The organism is Curtobacterium sp. MCBA15_016, from assembly GCF_001865105.1.
Classification (GTDB): Bacteria; Actinomycetota; Actinomycetes; order Actinomycetales; family Microbacteriaceae; genus Curtobacterium.
In genome coordinates this window covers 93,413-109,873 of record NZ_MJGR01000010.1, presented here as the reverse complement: position 1 = coordinate 109,873, position 16,461 = coordinate 93,413, and the positions used below count along the sequence as shown (strand labels likewise).

The 16,461-nt window shown below is 73.1% G+C and carries 18 protein-coding genes and 1 tRNA gene; 12 read left to right on the top strand and 7 right to left on the bottom strand.

What is annotated here, in order from left to right; translation table 11 throughout:
• Positions 1-158: 158 nt before the first annotated feature.
• Positions 159-803 (top strand): helix-turn-helix transcriptional regulator, encoded by a 645-nt coding sequence (locus BIV03_RS04825; RefSeq protein ID WP_071294852.1) that lies wholly within the window; start codon positions 159-161, stop codon positions 801-803.
• The gene (locus BIV03_RS20290) at positions 800-2,074 is read left to right on the top strand and encodes a HipA domain-containing protein (RefSeq protein WP_368086570.1); all 1,275 of its coding nucleotides are present in this window, start codon (positions 800-802) and stop codon (positions 2,072-2,074) included. Before BIV03_RS04825 ends, BIV03_RS20290 begins: the two co-directional genes overlap by 4 nt.
• Here BIV03_RS20290 and BIV03_RS04815 read toward each other — a convergent pair.
• A tRNA-Val gene (locus BIV03_RS04815) sits at positions 2,034-2,106 on the bottom strand. The genes BIV03_RS20290 and BIV03_RS04815 overlap by 41 nt on opposite strands.
• Before the next feature lie 85 nt (positions 2,107-2,191).
• Between BIV03_RS04815 and BIV03_RS04810 the strand changes: the two genes are divergently transcribed.
• The 5 genes from BIV03_RS04810 (at position 2,192) to BIV03_RS04790 (ending at position 6,027) form a co-directional block, all read left to right on the top strand.
• Positions 2,192-2,836, top strand: a complete 645-nt coding sequence (locus BIV03_RS04810) for a SatD family protein (RefSeq protein WP_071294850.1) — start codon at positions 2,192-2,194, stop codon at positions 2,834-2,836.
• Entirely contained in the window at positions 2,836-3,702 is an 867-nt protein-coding gene (locus tag BIV03_RS04805) for a hypothetical protein (protein WP_071294849.1), read from the top strand. The genes BIV03_RS04810 and BIV03_RS04805 overlap by 1 nt, the downstream gene beginning before the upstream one ends.
• A gap of 224 nt (positions 3,703-3,926) precedes the next feature.
• The gene (locus BIV03_RS04800) at positions 3,927-4,454 is read left to right on the top strand and encodes a hypothetical protein (protein WP_071294848.1); all 528 of its coding nucleotides are present in this window, start codon (positions 3,927-3,929) and stop codon (positions 4,452-4,454) included.
• Between the two features lie 35 nt (positions 4,455-4,489).
• Positions 4,490-5,470, top strand: coding sequence for an aldo/keto reductase (locus BIV03_RS04795; protein ID WP_071294847.1), 981 nt, complete (start codon positions 4,490-4,492; stop codon positions 5,468-5,470).
• Entirely contained in the window at positions 5,467-6,027 is a 561-nt protein-coding gene (locus BIV03_RS04790; RefSeq protein ID WP_139201861.1) for a hypothetical protein, read from the top strand. The genes BIV03_RS04795 and BIV03_RS04790 overlap by 4 nt, the downstream gene beginning before the upstream one ends.
• 34 nt (positions 6,028-6,061) lie before the next feature.
• Here the strand turns inward: BIV03_RS04790 and BIV03_RS04785 are convergent, their stop codons facing one another.
• From BIV03_RS04785 to BIV03_RS04775, 3 genes are read right to left on the bottom strand one after another with little or no spacing between them, the layout of a single operon-like run.
• Positions 6,062-6,715 (bottom strand): hypothetical protein, encoded by a 654-nt coding sequence (locus BIV03_RS04785; protein ID WP_071294845.1) that lies wholly within the window; start codon positions 6,713-6,715, stop codon positions 6,062-6,064.
• Between the two features lies 1 nt (position 6,716).
• Positions 6,717-8,291 (bottom strand): phenylacetate--CoA ligase family protein, encoded by a 1,575-nt coding sequence (locus BIV03_RS04780; protein ID WP_254790733.1) that lies wholly within the window; start codon positions 8,289-8,291, stop codon positions 6,717-6,719.
• Complete coding sequence (locus tag BIV03_RS04775; protein ID WP_071294844.1) at positions 8,288-9,340, bottom strand: hypothetical protein; 1,053 nt, start codon at positions 9,338-9,340, stop codon at positions 8,288-8,290. The genes BIV03_RS04780 and BIV03_RS04775 overlap by 4 nt, the downstream gene beginning before the upstream one ends.
• 103 nt (positions 9,341-9,443) lie before the next feature.
• Between BIV03_RS04775 and BIV03_RS04770 the strand changes: the two genes are divergently transcribed.
• The 5 genes from BIV03_RS04770 to BIV03_RS04750 all read left to right on the top strand — a co-directional run bounded on the left by BIV03_RS04770 (position 9,444) and on the right by BIV03_RS04750 (position 13,951).
• A complete protein-coding gene (locus BIV03_RS04770) occupies positions 9,444-9,821 on the top strand; it encodes a holo-ACP synthase (protein ID WP_070418726.1) in 378 nt (125 codons plus the stop codon).
• A 113-nt stretch (positions 9,822-9,934) separates the two neighbouring features.
• On the top strand, positions 9,935-10,222 hold the full coding sequence (locus BIV03_RS04765) for an acyl carrier protein (protein ID WP_071294843.1): 288 nt from the start codon (positions 9,935-9,937) through the stop codon (positions 10,220-10,222).
• Positions 10,219-11,412: an acyl-CoA dehydrogenase family protein gene (locus BIV03_RS04760; RefSeq protein ID WP_139201860.1), complete on the top strand. Its 1,194-nt coding sequence runs from the start codon at positions 10,219-10,221 to the stop codon at positions 11,410-11,412. Before BIV03_RS04765 ends, BIV03_RS04760 begins: the two co-directional genes overlap by 4 nt.
• Entirely contained in the window at positions 11,409-12,368 is a 960-nt protein-coding gene (locus BIV03_RS04755) for an amino acid--[acyl-carrier-protein] ligase (protein ID WP_217637342.1), read from the top strand. Before BIV03_RS04760 ends, BIV03_RS04755 begins: the two co-directional genes overlap by 4 nt.
• The gene (locus tag BIV03_RS04750) at positions 12,365-13,951 is read left to right on the top strand and encodes an alpha/beta hydrolase (protein WP_071294842.1); all 1,587 of its coding nucleotides are present in this window, start codon (positions 12,365-12,367) and stop codon (positions 13,949-13,951) included. The genes BIV03_RS04755 and BIV03_RS04750 overlap by 4 nt, the downstream gene beginning before the upstream one ends.
• Here the strand turns inward: BIV03_RS04750 and pip are convergent.
• From pip to BIV03_RS04735, 3 genes are read right to left on the bottom strand one after another with little or no spacing between them, the layout of a single operon-like run.
• Complete coding sequence (gene pip, locus BIV03_RS04745; RefSeq protein ID WP_071294841.1) at positions 13,916-14,887, bottom strand: prolyl aminopeptidase; 972 nt, start codon at positions 14,885-14,887, stop codon at positions 13,916-13,918. The genes BIV03_RS04750 and pip overlap by 36 nt on opposite strands.
• 9 nt (positions 14,888-14,896) lie before the next feature.
• The gene (locus tag BIV03_RS04740; RefSeq protein ID WP_083403204.1) at positions 14,897-15,841 is read right to left on the bottom strand and encodes an alpha/beta fold hydrolase; all 945 of its coding nucleotides are present in this window, start codon (positions 15,839-15,841) and stop codon (positions 14,897-14,899) included.
• Between the two features lie 53 nt (positions 15,842-15,894).
• The gene (locus tag BIV03_RS04735) at positions 15,895-16,383 is read right to left on the bottom strand and encodes a peroxiredoxin (protein ID WP_070418722.1); all 489 of its coding nucleotides are present in this window, start codon (positions 16,381-16,383) and stop codon (positions 15,895-15,897) included.
• Between the last annotated feature and the right edge of the window lie 78 nt (positions 16,384-16,461).

Genomic DNA, 16,461 nt, shown 5'->3' with positions numbered 1-16,461 from the left:
CGGGAACCGTCACCAGGTGGCGGACGGGAGGCGCGGTGCGGGGCCGCGCCGCGCCTCCCGTCCCGCAGGCGGTCGCGTCCGCACTGCGGTGGGCCCTGCCGGGATCGGCATGCGTCATCGATTGCACTTCCTGTTCCGCACGGCGTAGATTCGCACCCGTGACCACCATCTCCGAGTACGCGGCGCAGCACGGCATCTCGCCGCGCCGCGCTCGCGCGCTCGCGCAGCAGGGCCGTCTCCCGGCACGACGGGTCGGACGTGCCTGGATCCTCGACGATGGCGTCGCCACGACGCCGGCCGTCGGCACCCGACCGATGAGCGAGCGCACGCGGCGCCTGTTCCTCCGTGCACTGAGCGACCAGACCGTCCGTGAGGTGACCGGGTCCGACCGCCGACGCATCGCCGCGTACCTCGGCCGGCTCCGCGCCTCCGACCGACCGGCAGCGCTCATCCGGGCGTGGTTCCGCGAAGCGGAAGTCCCGACGGGCTTCACGCTCGGAGAACTCCTGGTCCGGGCGGCACTGGAACACCAGGACGACGTCGTCGCCGACCGTCTCGCCCGACCACAGCGGCGGTACCTCAACTCGCCCGAGCGCCTGGCGCGGGTCGTCGCCGACGAACGGGCGATCCACGGCCTCAGCCGCGCACAACTGGCCGACCGTGCCGGCACGACACCCGGTGACGTCGCCGCCGTCGAGACCGGGCGGCAGGTCGACACCATGCTCACCGTCCTCCGGGTCGTGAACGCGCTCGACGTGCACCCCCTGGCGTTGCCCACCGGAGCTGTCCGGGACTCCGCGTGAACCGGGTGCTCCACGCCTGGCTCGAAGGGCAGTACGTCGGCGAGTTCGCCGTCGACGGGAGCGGCCGGATCACGCTCCGCTACGACGATGCCGCCCCGGACACACCCGTGTCGCTGTCCCTGCCCCGGGACGGCAAGATCTCCGACCGGGCACCGGGCCGGTTCCTCGACAACCTCCTGCCCGATCGGCCCGAAGCCCGCGACTGGATGCGTCGCGTCACCGGAGCCCGCTCGACGAGCACGTTCGACCTCCTCGAAGAGGTCGGCGGCGACGTCGCCGGCGGGCTGGTGCTCCTCCCCGCACCGGAGTTGCCGCAGCCGGCGGCCACCGCGCTGCTGCTGGCCGACGACGACGCGATCGCGTTCCGGATCAGCAGCCTGCACGACGATCCGGATCGCTGGTGGGAGCGGAGCGACCCGGCCCGGTTCTCTCTCGCCGGTACGCAGCCGAAGTTCGCGCTCGCGAACGTCGCCGGTACCTGGTTCTGGCCGAACGCGTCGGTCCCGTCGACGCACATCATCAAGCCGGCGTTCTCCGCCAACCGGGGAGCCGAGCATGCAGAGGTCGCGGCCGAGCGCCTGGCAGCGGACATCGGCATCGTCGCCCCGCGAGCCGACGTGCTCGACGTGGTCGGCGAGCAGGCGTACCTCGTTGAGCGCTTCGACCGGGCACCGCAACCGTCCGGCTTCGCCGCGCGACTCCACATGGAGGACCTCGCACAGGCACTCGGCAGGTCCGGTGCCGACAAGTACCGCATCGGAGCGAAGCCGATCCTCCAGCTCCTGCTGCAGCACGATGCGTCGGGCACGGCCGCGCACGACTTCCTCCGGCAGGCCGCGTTCAACGCAGCGATCGGCAACGCTGACGCGCACGCGAAGAACTACTCGGTCCTGCTCCGACCGGCGGGGGTGGAACTCGCGCCGCTCTACGACGCCCTGCCCACGCGCCTCTGGCCCGGGTACGACGAGCAGCTCGCGATGCGCATCGGTGGCGCGCAGTACACGCAGGAGCTGACACTCGACCACTGGTCGAAGCTCGCCGATCAGTCCGGCCTGGACGTCGACCGCGCCCGCGTCGAGGTGCAACGGGTGTACGACGACGTCGCCGACCGGATCGACACCGCTTGGAACGACCTCGACGACGACCAGGCCACTCGGATGCGCGGACTCGTCGCCGAGCAGACGGCGAAGATCGCGGGTCCGCGCGCGACGCGCACCACGCCGGGAACGGTGGGCCCTGCCGGGATCGAACCGACGACATCCACGGTGTAAACGTGGCGCTCTACCAGCTGAGCTAAAGGCCCTCACGTCGAGTCTACGGCGTCGGACACCCGCCCGATGTTCAGCCACAGGCTTACTTTCGGCGATGTGAAGTCGTATCCTTAACACGTGCACTCCGACCCCGTGATCGCGGTGATCGTCGACCTCGTCGACTCCCGCACCCTCGACGACCGCGCAGCGGCCCAGCGCGACGTCGAGCGCGCCTTCGACGGTACCCCAGCGGTCGAGGCGGTCGATCCGCTGCGCGCCACCGTCGGCGATGAGTTCCAGGTGATCTACGCCACGCTGACCGACGCACTCGTCGCGACCACGGCCGCGATCCTCGCACTGCCGCCGACCGTGCAGATCCGGTTCGGGATCGGGCGCGGCACGGTGCAGACGATCGGCGCGGGTGCGGTCGGTCCCCTGCAGGACGGCCCCGGGTGGTGGTCCGCACGCGACGCCATCAACGAGACCCACCGGCGCGAGGACGGCCGGACCGCGTTCCTCCGGGCCTGGTACCACGACGCCGAGGACCGCCACGGACCGACGGAGCGACTCGTGAACGCCTACTTCCTGAGCCGCGACCACGTCGTCGCGCGCCTGACCCCGCGTGCACGGCGGATCGCCCTCGGGCTGGTCCAGGGCCGGACCCAGGCGCAGATCGCTGCTGAGGAGGGCATCACCCCGTCGGCGGTCTCCCAGTCCGTGCAGAAGTCGGGCGTCGCCGCACTGGTCGAGGGCCTGCGGGTCCTCGGGGACGGGGGCCGCTGATGCTCGCCGGGGTCCTCCTCGCCCTGATCGGGACGGCCGACGTCGTGCGCACCCGGACCGGCACCGACGCCGCACCACGCCGCGTCCTGACCGTGATCGTGGTCCTGCTGCTGTGGATCGGGATGGCCGTCGTCGCCGTGCCGGGCCTCGGCCTCCCCGTCGGGGCGGTGGCCACCGCGATCGTGCTCGCCGCCCTGTGGATCGCCACGACGACGCCGGTGCGGCCGACCGACGCCCGGCCGTCGACCACGCCGCCACGGGTCTGGTGGCGCCGTTCGGGCTCGTGGCCGTCGGTCCTGCTCGCGGTCGCGCTCGCCGTGCTGCTGCTGACGGTCCCGTCCGTCGATCCCTCGGGGTTCGTCGTCGAGTGGCAGCGCGGTTCCGCGCCGGCGTTCGTCGCCGCCGTCCCGCTCGCCGCGATCGTCGGCGGCGTCGGAGCAGCGCTGTTCCTGGTCGACTCGGCCAACGTCGTCGTCGCCCAGGCCCTCCCGCCGGGGCTCTCCCCCGACACCGTCGGGCGTACGGTCGAGGACGGCCGGGGGCGACGGCTGTTCGCACGACGACCCCGACGGGATGCCCGCGACGCCGAGCCTGCAGGCGACGACGACACCGGCGCGGGCACGGTCCTGCTGCAGGGCGGCCGCATGATCGGCCCGATCGAGCGCCTGCTGCTCGCCGGGTTCTCGCTGGTCGGGGCGTTCCCCGTCGTCGCGGCGCTGATCGCGGCCAAGGGCATCGTCCGCTTCCCGGAGATCCGCCGCGAGACGACCGGGTACCAGGCCGAGTACTTCCTCATCGGCAGCCTGGTGAGCTGGGCGATGGCGTTCGCCGCGGCCGGCATGTGCTGGTTGCTCGCACAGGGCTGAGGCTCGCGCCGCGTCCCGCGCGACCCGTGACCCGCGTCCCCGGGCACCGCGCTCCCCCGTCGAACCACGAATCCGACATCGAACAACCGCCGGGTCCCGGTTCGATGTCGGATCCGTGGTTCGACGCCGCCAGCGCACCGCCGCCAGCGCCCCGCCGACGCCACGGGTCGATGCACAGCGGCCGCCCCGGGAGATCCCGGTCGTCGCCGGGTAGCGTCATCCCCGTGAACGGAGTCGGAGTCCTCGACGAGGCCGGCCGCATGCGGCTGCTGGGTGCCGGTGCGACCGGTGCCGCCTTCGCCGTCGTGCTCGTCGTCCTCGTGGCGTCGTCGTGGACGGAACCGACCCCGGCGCTCCTCGTCGGCCTCGGCGTCCCGGCGGCAGCGGTGGGCATCGCGATCGCCGTCGTCCTGCAGCTCCGCTCCTGGCGCGCCGAGGGCGGGTACGACCGGAGCGTCGTCGTCCGCAACTGGGTGCTCGACGGCGAGGTGCCCCCGACCGTGCCGGCCGCCGAGTGGATCCCCCTCGTGCAGGCCCAGGCCGAGCGCGAGGTCGCCGGCTGGGGCAAGATCGTCCTCTCGACGATCTGGATCCTGATGACCTGGTCGATGCGGGACCAGCACGGACCGGTCATCACGACGATGCTGATCCTGCTCTGGATCGGCCTCGGCCTGTGGAGCGCTCTCTGGGTGATCCCCCGCGCCCGGGCCGCCAAACGGCTGCTCGGCCGCGGCGTCGCCACCCCCACCTGATCCCGCCCGGCACCGTCCTGGGTACGCTCGCCGTCATGCAGAGTCGCACCCTCGGCCGTACCGGCCGCCCCGTGTCCGTCGTCGGCCTCGGCACCTGGCAGTTCGGCGGTGACTGGGGCCCGGTCTCCGACGCCGACGCGAACGCCGTGATGGACGCGTCCGTCGAGTCCGGCGTCACGCTGTTCGACACCGCCGACGTCTACGGCGACGGCCGGAGCGAACAGCTGATCGGCGCGTGGCGGGCGGCCAACCCCGACGTCCCGCTGACGATCACGACGAAGATGGGCCGTCGCGCCGACCAGGTCCCGTCCAACTACGTCGCCGCGAACTTCCGCGAGTGGGTCGACCGCTCGCGCCGGAACCTGCAGCAGGACACCCTCGACCTCGTCCAGCTGCACTGCCCGCCGACCGAGGTCGTCGCCGACGACGCCGTGTACGACGCCCTCGACGCGCTCGTCGCCGACGGCTCGGTCGCCGCCTACGGCGTCAGCGTCGAGACCGCCGACCAGGCCCTCACCGCGATCGCCCGCCCCGGCGTCGCCACCGTCCAGATCATCCTCAACGCGTTCCGCCTCAAGCCGCTCGACCGCGTGCTGCCGGCGGCCCAGGAGGCGCGGGTCGGCATCCTCGCGCGCGTCCCGCTGGCATCGGGGTTGCTGTCCGGCAAGTACACGGCGGACACGTCCTTCGCCGAGGGCGACCACCGCAACTACAACCGCCACGGCGAGGCGTTCGACCAGGGCGAGACCTTCAGCGGCGTCGACTTCGAGGACGGGGTGCGCGCTGCCCAGGCCTTCGCGGCATCGCTGCCCGATGGTGTCTCGGTCCCGCAGGCGGCGCTCGCGTGGATCATCGCCCAGGACGGCGTGACCGCGGCGATCCCCGGCGCACGCAACCCGGAGCAGGCCCGGTCGAACGCCGGCGCGGGCTCGCTGCCCGAGGTCCCGGGCCTCGACGAGACCGTCCGCGAGCTGTACGACGAGTGGTTCCGCGCCGCCGTGCACGACCGGTGGTGAAGCCGGCGGCCGTCGGCGCAGCGCTCGCGGCCCTCACGGTCCTGGCGCTCATCGCGGGCGGGACGGCACCGGCGGACGGCACTGCGCGGTCCGCTCCCCCGTGGCCCGCGCCGACGGCCCTCGCCGAGCACGCGGACGACGCCGGACTGCGCAACGTCTGGGGCGAGCGACTCGCCGAGCACGTCCACACCCACCTGACGATCCTCGACGGCGACGTCCCCGTGACGGTGCCGGCGAACGTCGGGCACTCGGACACCCGACGGTTCGCCGCGCAGCTGCACACGCACGACACCTCGGGCATCCTGCACGTCGAGTCCCCCACCCGGCAGACCTTCACGCTCGGGCAGTTCTTCGACGAGTGGGGCGTCTCGCTCGGCCCCGCGCACGTCGGCGGGCTCCGTGGCGAGCTGACGGTGTGGGTCGACGGCCGCAGGTTCATCGGCGACCCGCGCTCCATCGCGCTGACGAACCGCCGCGAGGTCGTGCTCGACGTCACGACGATCGGCGAGGTCCCGCACCTGCCGCCGCCCTTCGACTGGCCGCCGCAGTACCGCTGACCCGCACCGCGACACGCCCGGCAATGCCGCGCCCTCAGTCGCCCGGGAGCCCGAGCGCGCTCCCCCGCGGGACCGGTCGCGGCTCCGGAGGGTGCACGGCCCGGAGCGCGCGAACCAGCTCGCGGTCGTGCCGGTCCGAGCCGCCGCCGACGCTCCCGAGGCCGTACCGAGCACGCAGTCGGACCGGCCCGTGGACGGTCTCGAGGCGGAGGCACGACATCGTGAACGTCGGGTACCACGGAGGCCGGTACTCGCCCACGTCGATCGACGTCACGTCCGACCACAGCACGGTCGACACCGGCTCCGGTTCCTCGGGCGCCCACCCGTGCAGGCCCGCGTCGTCGACCGTCCACACCACCGGCAGCGACGTCGGCACCCCGACGGCGCGCTGTCCGGATGCCCAACGCCGCACCGGCAGCCAGAGCCGGATCGGCAGCCCACCGACCTCGTGCACCCGTCGCGCCGTCGCGCGGTCGGCGTACGGGAACCACAGGTTCGGCACGACCACCACCACGCCCGTGATGATGACGGAGGCCGCGATCGCGCTGATCGTCGGTTCGGTGTGGAACGCCACGCACGCTGCGGTCCCGACCGCCACCGCGACGAGGCTCGCCACACGGAGCGGCACCGGGTCGACGAAGCGGCCGTCCCGCAGCCGCTCCAGCCACGCCCGACGGTCCCGCGGCACGTCAGGCCTCCTTCGGGGCGGTCCACGCCAGGTCGAGGTCCCACTCGTCCACCGAGCCGGCCGGCAGCTGCCACACGTACTCGTTCTTGAGCTTGCGACCGTCCTCGCGGAAGGGTCCGGTGCGGTACGGGTAGAACGCCACGGTCGGCAGCGTGCCCGGCGGCGCCGTCCGGATCGCGTTCGAGAAGTCCTTGTTCAACCGCCGCAGTTCGGCGACCACCGCGCCTCGAGCACCGTCGGCGTCGAACCCCGATGCGCCGGACGCGAGCTGGAACGCGATGTGCAGCTGCCGGTCACCTCGGTCGTCCTCGTAGCTGATCAGCCGGTGGTTCTCGACGGCCTCGAGCAGTGCCGGGTCGCCGTAGACCACGTCGCGCACGACGTCCGGCGCGACGACCGCCCCGTTGTAGTCGACGGACAGGTCGGACCGCCCGTAGTGGAACAGCAGCGGCAGGTCGAGCTCGGCGGCGTCGGCGAGGTCGTCGAAGCCGTGATCGCGCAGGGTCCGGCGCAGCGAGCGCATCCGCACCACGTGCCCGCGGTCGTGGATGTTGTACCGGATGCGGGGGCTGATGTTCTCGGACCGGGTGATCGTCACGACGAGCTCCCCGAGCTCGTTCGTCTCGATGAGGTAGCCGAACGGGTTGAACTGGAACACCATCGGCAGCACGCCGTACTCACCCTGCTTCGTCAGCGCGGCGGAGAGCTCCGGCGACGCCGCGATCGCCCGACGCAGCTGCACGCTGAACGGCGTCTCGATCCCGAGGTTGATCTCGAGGTCGCTCGCCCCGTACGACCCGAGCACGGCCTGCGCGTACTGCTCGATGTGCGCGCGCATGTTCTCGCTGATGCCCTCGCCGCCGAACGCCGCGACGATCGTGTACTCGCTCCAGTCGAGCCGGTCGTCCTCGAACAGTGCCTTCAGGAACGGCGGGTAGCTGCAGATGATGTACGTGAAGTCGGTGCCGAACTCGCGCATCGTCTGCACGATCTTGTCGCGGTCCGGCCCGATCGACTTGATCATCGACGACTCGGTGAGCGACGCCGTCACGTTCATACCGGTGGCCCAGGCGCCGAGCGAGAACGCGTTGAGCACGAACGGCTGCTTCGGCAGGTCCTTCGCGGTGCGCGAGAACCCGAGCTGCAGCAGCTGCCGTGTGGCCTGCCGTTCGTCGGGCCCGCGCACCCAGCTGGTCGGCGTGCCGCTCGACCCGCTCGACTCGTCGACGACGACCCCGCGCCGGGGCAGCCGACCGTCGACGCAGCGCTCCGGGATGCTCCACCGCTTGACGTACGACTCCTTGTCCATCTCGGGCAGCCCCGAGATCGCTGCGGCGATCCCGCCGCGGGTGTCCAGACGGGAGGCACGCCCCGCCTCCGCCAGGAACGCCCCGTACGCGGGCACCCGCTTCGCAGCGCGTTCGGCCGTCCGCCACGCACGCCAGCGTCCGAGGGTCCAGCGGAGCGGCTCGATGCCCGGCGTGAGCAGGAGCTTGTGCGTGCCGACGCGCGGCATGAACAGCGCCACGACCGTCTCGACGACCCAGACCACCGAGAACACCGCCGCGCGCTTCACCGGGCACCCCCGATCGTCATCGCCGCCGCGGGTCGGCGGTGCGCCAGCGGTGGCGGTGCGCTGTGGCCGAAGCGGAAGAGCATCCACGCCATCCGACCGTCGGACTCGTCGACGCCGGCGCGCTCGACGAACGCCGCGTGCGACCGCGGGTTCGTGATCACGGTGCCGAACGGGTGCAGGGCGACGCCCCGTGCCGTGAGCTCGAGCCAGATCCGCATGAAGGTGCGTCCCGCCTCGACGTAGTCCGCCGGCGACGAGAACGGTCCCTCGAGCCACCCGAGCTGCCGGACGCCGCGCATCGTCGACAGGTACACGCGCTTGAAGACCCCGCCGACGCCGGGTGCCTCCCAGAGCCCGCGGTGCTCCATCGCGAACCGCAGCACCGGTCCGGGCATGAGCATCGTCTCCGCCGACAGCCCGTCACCGGACTCCGCCGCCTGCCGCTTCGAGAACCGCAGCCAGTGCAGGATCTCGTCGTGCACGGCGTCGTGCTGCAGGTCGTCGAACAGGGTCTCCTGGTTGACCCGGACGATCTCGTCGACGGTGGCCCGGTCGGCGGTGGTGCGGAAGCGGTGACCGGCCGCCGACGCGATGGCGGCCGCAGCCCGGATCGCGGACTCGTCCACCAGGGTCGCGTCGTAGGGCCTGCGCGAGGTGCGCCGTTCGAGGAAACGGGCCAGCGCCTCCCGGTCGTCCGCCGTGGCGGCGCGCGGACGCAACGCGACCGTGCCCAGTCGGTGCAGGTGGTCGTCGGCCGCGCCGGAACCGACGCCGGCGTCCAGCCGCCCGAAGTCCATCTCGGCGTGGTCCAGCCGTTCCTGCACGGTGAACCCGTGCGCCCGGGCCACCACGTCGAGCCCGGCCAGGAACACCCCGGCGCAGACGTGGCCGAACGGGATGCCGAACGACTCGGCCGGCAACCCCCTGCGCAGGTCGTAGAACACGGTCGCGGTGCGGTCGTCCTCGACGCGCACGACGATCGGTTGCGAGTTGTGCGGCGACGGGTAGTGCCGCGCGTCCTCGATGATGCCCGTCCACGGTGATGCCATCGGTTCCCCCTCGGTGGTCTCTGCCGTCGATCATACGAACGCCCGGTGACGCCCATGCCGTCCGGGGAATGCAGTGCTCCCCGAGCCCGCGTACGCTCGGCCCATGGCCACGATCCGGACCGGCACCGACCTCGCCGCGGTCGAGGACGTGATCGCCGGGATCACCGCGCACGGCGAGCGCTACCTCGCCCGGGTCTTCACCCGGCAGGAGCGCGCCGACGCCGGGGACGACCCGGAGCGCCTCGCGGCCCGCTTCGCCGGCAAGGAGGCCGTGCTGAAACTGCTCCGGCCGGAGCGGTCGGACGCCGTCCCGCTGACCGACGTCGCCGTCGTGCTCGACACCGTCGGCGCCCCCGTCGTCGAGCTGACCGGTCGTGCGGCGGAGCTCGCCGAGGCGATCGGCTGCACGTCGATCGCGGTCTCGTTGTCCCACGAACGGGGACTGGCGATCGCCACCGCCGTCGCCCTCTCCGAGCGCTGACGCAGCCCCCTGGGTCGCTCCCTGTCAGGGCACTCAGGTCCGGCGCGGCGCGTGCGGTTTCACGCACCCGCACGGCGGCTTTCCGGGCCGCCGTCCTCCTTATCGTTGCCAGCATGCACCAGGACCCGACCTCCGCAGCGACCGCCGTCGCACTCGTCGCCCCGACGACCGAACTGGCCGTCCGGCGAGCCCTCGCCGACCACGGGCGGCTCGTCGTCGACGCCATGGACGTGGCGTCGATCGCCGACCTCTACGCCCTCGGGCTGACCTCGCACGCCACCGTGAACGTGATGCTCGCGGTCGAGAACGAACTCGACGTGGAGTTCCCCGACGCCGCGCTGCACCGGTCGACCTTCGCCACCATCGAGTCCATCGCCACGGCAGCGGAGACGGCGGCGTGATCACCGAGGAGCGTCCGGCGAGCGCCGGCACGACCGTCTCCGCCGTCGACCGGTTCGCCGAGCGCACCGCCCTCGTGGTCGACATCGCCGCCCGGTACGCCGACGAGGTCGACCGTGACGCCCGTCCCCCGCGCGAGGCGATCGCCGCGATGAAGGAGCACGGTCTCCTCGCCGCGGCGGTCCCGGTGGAGCACGGCGGTGAGGGGGCGACCCTCGCCGAGCTCTCCGTCATCGCGACCGAACTCGGACGTGCGTGCGCCGCGACGGCCATGGTCTTCGCGATGCACCACGGCCAGGCCATGGCGCTCTGGCGGCACGGCGGCGTGGCCCTCGGCGTCACCGCGATGATCGAGGCCGTGCGGGACGGCGCCCTCGTCGCGTCGTCCACCACCGAGCGCGGCATCGGCGGCGACGCCCGTCGGAGCACCTGTGCGATCGAGCCCGACCAGGCCGGACGCATCCGGCTCCGCAAGGACGCCCCGGTCATCTCGTACGCGACCGAGGCCGACGCGATCCTCGTCACCGCCCGGCGCGACCTCGACGCGCCGGCGTCCGACCAGCGGCTCGTCATCGCGCTGCCGGCGGAGACCACGCTCACGCAGACCTCGACCTGGGACACGCTCGGGCTCCGCGGCACGTGCAGCAACGGCTGGGTGCTCGACACCGAGACGCACGAGGACCGCGTCCTGCGCGACGACTACGCGACGATCTCCGCCCGCACGGTCCTGCCCGTGTCGCACGTCCTCTGGGCGTCGGTGTGGCTCGGGATCGCGGCGGACGCGGCGGACCGTGCCCGTCGGGCCGTCCGCAAGCAGGCGCGCGCCGCCGTCGGGCAGACCCCTCCGGGAGCACTTCGGCTCGCCGAGCTCCTGGTCGACCTGCAGACCATGGCCGACGCCGTCCGGCACGCCGCGGCCCGGTTCGACCAGGTTGCCGACGACCCCGAGGTGCTCGAGTCGACGGCGTACGCGCTGGCCGCGAACGCGCTGAAGATCGGCTCCTCCGAGCGGGTCACCGACCTCGTCACCCAGGCGCTGCGGATCGTCGGCATCGCTGGGTTCGCCGCCACCGGGGAGCTCAGCATCGCCCGGCACCTCCGAGACGCGCACGGTGCCGCCGTGATGGTGAGCAACGACCGTCTCCTGCAGAACGACGCCGCACTGGCACTCATGACCGGAGCCATCCTGTGACCATCACCGAACCGACGACCACGACGCAGTCCGCACCCGCGTCCGACCTCGACGCCGCCCGCGCCGCGCTGCGTGCACGGCTGCTCGCCGACGGCGTGCTCATCGACCTCGGGTCGCCGGGTCTCTACGGCCGCACGGGCGTGTTCGAGCGCGTGTACACGGCGGTCGACACCGCGGCCATGGCCAGCCAGCAGGACCTCGACGCCGAGGTGCTGCGCTTCCCGCCCGTGGAGCCGCTCGCGGCGTTCGAGCGCACCGACTACATCGCGTCCTTCCCGGACCTCGCCGCGTCGATCTCCGGCTTCACCGGTGACGACCGCACGCACCGTGCCCTGCTCGCCGCCCGCGAGCGCGGGGAGCGGTGGGAGGGCTTCCTCGAGCCGGCCGACCTGATGCTGACCCCGGCGGTCTGCCACCCGGTCTACGGGCTCGTCGGGGACCGCGTCCCGCAGGACGGCCGCACCTTCGACATCGTCGGCGACTCGTTCCGGCGCGAGCCCTCGCTCGACCCGATGCGGCTGCAGGCGTTCCACATGCACGAGTTCGTGCACATCGGCACGCCCGGCTCGGCCCAGCACCACCGTGACGACCGCATCCCGGTCATGCGCGCGCTGCTCGAGTCGTTCGGCCTCGAGATCGACGTCGTCCCCGCGAACGACCCGTTCTTCGGACGGGTCGGGCAGATGCTCGCCCGGAACCAGGTCGAGCAGGCGCTCAAGTTCGAGTTCGTCACGCCCGTCTACGGCCCGGAGCACCCGGCGACCGCGATCGGCTCGGCGAACCTGCACGAGGACCACTTCGGCACGTCGTTCGGCATCTGCACGGCCGACGGCGAGGTCGCGCACAGTGCCTGCGTCGCGTTCGGCCTGGAGCGCATCACGATCGCCCTCTTCGCCGCGCACGGCACCGACCTCGACGCGTGGCCGGCTCCGGTCCGCGCGGCCCTGGCCCTGTGAGCACCCACCACGGCTGGACGGGTCGCCCGGCCCTCCGCGTCGCCGTGCAGCTCCCCGTCGCGGCGCGCGCCGGCGTCGTGATCTGTCCGCCGCTCGGGCAGGAGGGCGTGATCGCGTACCGGACCCTCCGCCTGCTGGCGGACCGACTGGAGGCGCGTGGCGTGGCCTCGGTGCGGTACGACCCGTCCGGACGTGGTGACTCCGCACCCGACGGCGATCCCGACGCGCAGGTCCGGTCGGCACGTCGCGCCGCAGCGGTGCTGCGTGGTGCCGGGGTCGAGCGGATCGCGTACGTCGGTCTGGCCTCCGCCGCGCCGATCGCCGCCGCCGCGGCCTCCGACACGGACGGCCTGGTCCTCTGGGACGCGCCCGCCTCCGGCCGCGCCTGGCTCCGGAAGCAGCGAGCACTGGCGACGATCACGATCGGCGCCGACCGCGTGGTCGACGGCGTCGAGAGCCTCGTCGGCATGGACGTCGACCCCACCGAAGCTGCGGCCCTCGGCGCGCTCACCTACCGGTCGCGGACCGGCCCGACCATCGCCCTCGTGCGCCCGGGCAGCAGCGCCCCCGCAGCGCTCGGCGACGTGTCGACGACCGAGGTCACCGGGAGCGCCGAGCTCCTCGACGGCACGAGCATGGTCGCCCGGATCCCGGGCTCCGCCGTCGACACCGTCGTGGCGTGGACGGACGCGTGGGCGCCGACGGTGGCCCTGCCGGTCCTGCCGCCGACACTCGACGAGGTCCTCGACGTGGACGCCCGCACGTCGGAGCGCATCGTCCGGATGGGCCCGGAACGGCTCTTCGCCATCGAGACCGTCACCTCCGGCCAGCACGAGGACGCCCCGGTCGTCGTGCTGCACAACGGCGCCGCCGAGCACCACGTCGGCGCGTCCGACTACCAGGTCGCCCTCGCGCGGACCCTCGCCCGCGACGGTGCCCGGGTGGTCCGGGTCGACCGGAGCGGCACCGGTGAGAGCTCCGCGGTCCACGAGGACGAGCGGTCCGCGATGTTCGCGCAGGAGTGGATCGACGACCAGCAGGCGGTGGTCGACGCCCTCGCCGTGGACTCCCGACGGCTCGTGCTCGTCGGCATGTGCGCCGGCGCGTGGCTCGCGGGGCGCTCTGCGGACGCCGCACCGCGCATGGTCCTCGAGATCAGTCCGAACGACTACCGTCGCCAGCCGGCCGCGGTGGGCGCGTACGCCGATGCCCTCCGCGCGATCGACGAACCGTCGCCGCTGCGGCTGGTGCTCCGGCGCTGGTGGAACGCCGTCGTACCCGAGTGGGTGCGCGACCGGGTCGCCCGTCGCGACCGGGTCGGCGGGGTCGTCGGACACGTCCGTCCGCTCGTCGAGCACGGCACCGACGTCGTGCTCATCGCGTCGCCCGTGGACGTCGAGCTGTTCGAGCGGCTCGGTGGTCCGCGTGCCCTCCGGCGGTGGGGCACCCGTGGCCGGACCGGCAGGGTGGAACTCGTGCGGGTGCCGGACGGCGACCACTCGCTGTTCTCCCCGGTGATGCGGCAGGCCGTGCTCACCGAGGTGCGGTCACGCGTCGCGGCGACGTTCCCCGTGCACGCCTGACCCGCCGGCGAACCCGTCGATGGCGCGCTGCGCGATCGCGACCTCGGTGGGCCCGCCGTGTCCCTCGTCCTCGACGACCTCGAGGCGGCTGCCCGGCCACGCCCGGTGCAGCAGCCACGGCGTGATGACCGGCCCGCTGACGTCACGCCGCCCGTGCACGAGCACGCCGGGGATCCCGGCGAGCTCGCCGGCGCGCCGGAGGACCTCGTCCGGACCGAGGAAGCAGTCGTTCGCCCAGTAGTGGGTGACCAGCGTGGCGAAGTTGCGCCGGTCCCGGGGATCGGTGTGCAGCTGCCCCGGGCGCCACGCCGGGTCGAGCGAGACGTGGGTCGACTCCCACGTGTCCCAGCTGTCGGCTGCGGCGTCCCGGACGGCGGGGTCGGACGAACGCAGCAGTCGGGCGTGGTGCTCGACCGGCCGCACGCCTGCCGGGACGTCGGCGGTGAACCGTGACCAGGCCTCCGGGAACACCGTCCCGACCCCCTCGGTGATCCAGTCGACCTCGCGACGGGAACCGGTGGTCACCGCGACGAGCACGACCTCGGTGACGCGCTCGGGGTGCTTCAGGGCGTAGGCGAGCGCGAGGGTGCTGCCCCACGAGACACCGTGCAGCAACCAACGCTCGACGCCGAGGTGTCGCCGCAACGCCTCGACGTCCTCGATCAGGGCCGCCGTCGTGTTGCGGTCGAGCGACCCGAGGTCGTCGATCGCCCACGGGGTGCTCCGCCCGCACCCGCGCTGGTCGAGCCCGATGATCCGGTACACCTCGGGGTCGAACCGCTGCCGGTAGCCCCCGGCGCCGAGACCGGATCCCGGGCCGCCGTGCAGGTACAGCGCTGGGCGGCCGGTCGGGTTGCCGGACTCCTCCCAGTGGATCCGGGCGCCGTCGGGACGGTCGAGCCAGCCGTGGTCGTGGGGGTCGATGGGCGGGTGCACCCCCGGAGCCTACGACGGACGTGCGGACCGGACGAGGTCGAGCGTGCGCGCCACCGCGGTCGGGTGCTCGACGTGGGCGAAGTGCCCGCAGTCGTCGAGCAGCACCGTCCGGACGTCGGGCAGGAGGCCACGGAGCGCCGCGAGGTCGGACACCCGGGCGAACACGTCGTCCCGCCCGGCGATCGCGGTGACCGGGCACGTCACGCCGCGCCATCGGTCCAGGTCGTAGGCGGCCGCGGCACGAGCGGCTCCGGTGAAGCCGGCCGGACGGAGCTCGTCGACGAACGCCTCGAGCACGCTCGGGTCGAGCCGGCGCACGTGCGAGAAGACGGGAGCGGCGAGGACGGGCAGGAGGCCGATCGCCCGGAGTCCGCGCAGGAGCGGCCGTGCCGTCTCCCCGGTGATCGCGAGGCCTGCCCGCAGCAGCGTGAACGCGGGGAGCGTCAGGAGCCCGCGCACGGGATGCCGGGACGCTCCGGCGGTCGCCACGGTCGTGCCGGAGACGAGCGCGACGGAGCGCACGCGTCCGGGTGCCACGACGGCCAGGTGCATGCCGACGAAGGCGCCCATCGAGTGGCCGACGACGTCGACGTCCGGGACCGCGAGGGCGTCGAGCACCGTGGTCAGCACCGACGCCGCCTGGTCGACCCCGAGCGGCTCGACCGGTGCCGGTGACGCGCCCCAGCCCGGCAGGTCGACGAGCACAAGACCGCGGTCGTCGATGCCGTGCGCCGCCGACAGGAGCGGGGTCCACGTGGTCCACGACCCGGCGACCCCGTGCAGCAGGAGCAGCGCGGCGGGACCGGGTCGGTGGTGCACGACGACCGGGCCGACGTCCGTCGGGACGACGGTGCGCTGCAGGCCGAACCGGTCGGCGTCGGCGGTGACCGGGAACGGCGCGTACGGCTCGGCGGTGACCACCCGCGCGGGTGGGCGGTCGTCGACGGCGTGCACCGTGCCTCCGATCCGCGACGCGTCGCGCGTCGCCTCAGGAGGTGTTCGGAACGCTAGCCGACGGGGACTGGTGCGGCGCAGGCCGCCAGGCGGTCGAGCGCGGCCTTGTACTCCGTCACGTCACGGGCGACGCCCGGCTCGGAGATGATCGAGGCCTTGATGCGACCCTGCACGTCGATGACGAAGGTCGCGCGGGTGGCGAAGCCCTTGTGCTCGAGGAAGACGCCGTACTCCTTCGAGACGGCGCCGTGCGGCCAGAAGTCCGCGAGGAGCTCGAAGTCGTAGCCGTTCGATTCGGCGAACGATCGGAGCGTCGCCTTCGAGTCGACCGAGATGCCGACGAGCTCGACGCGCTGGTCCTGGAACATCGCGATGTTGTCCTGGAGGGCGCAGAGCTCGTTCGTGCAGGTCGACGAGAACGCGAGCGGGAAGAAGACCAGCGCGACCGGGCGGACGCCACGGAAGTCGCTGAGGCGGACGTGCTCCCCGAACTGGTTCGGGAGTTCGAAGTCCGGCGCGAGCGAGCCGATCTCCAGTGCCATCAGTGCGTTGCTTCTTCCTCGGGCGTGGGGTGTGCCCGGTGTCCTCGCGCACGCACGGGTCGCGTGTGCACGATCGGC

Coding starts and splice junctions, on each gene's coding strand:
- BIV03_RS04805 (WP_071294849.1), top strand. CDS start 2,836: ATGCTCGCCGGGGTCCTCCTCGCCCTGATCGGGACGGCCGACGTCGTG.
- BIV03_RS04795 (WP_071294847.1), top strand. CDS start 4,490: ATGCAGAGTCGCACCCTCGGCCGTACCGGCCGCCCCGTGTCCGTCGTC.
- BIV03_RS04775 (WP_071294844.1), bottom strand. CDS start 9,340: ATGGCATCACCGTGGACGGGCATCATCGAGGACGCGCGGCACTACCCG.
- BIV03_RS04770 (WP_070418726.1), top strand. CDS start 9,444: ATGGCCACGATCCGGACCGGCACCGACCTCGCCGCGGTCGAGGACGTG.
- BIV03_RS04765 (WP_071294843.1), top strand. CDS start 9,935: ATGCACCAGGACCCGACCTCCGCAGCGACCGCCGTCGCACTCGTCGCC.
- BIV03_RS04735 (WP_070418722.1), bottom strand. CDS start 16,383: ATGGCACTGGAGATCGGCTCGCTCGCGCCGGACTTCGAACTCCCGAAC.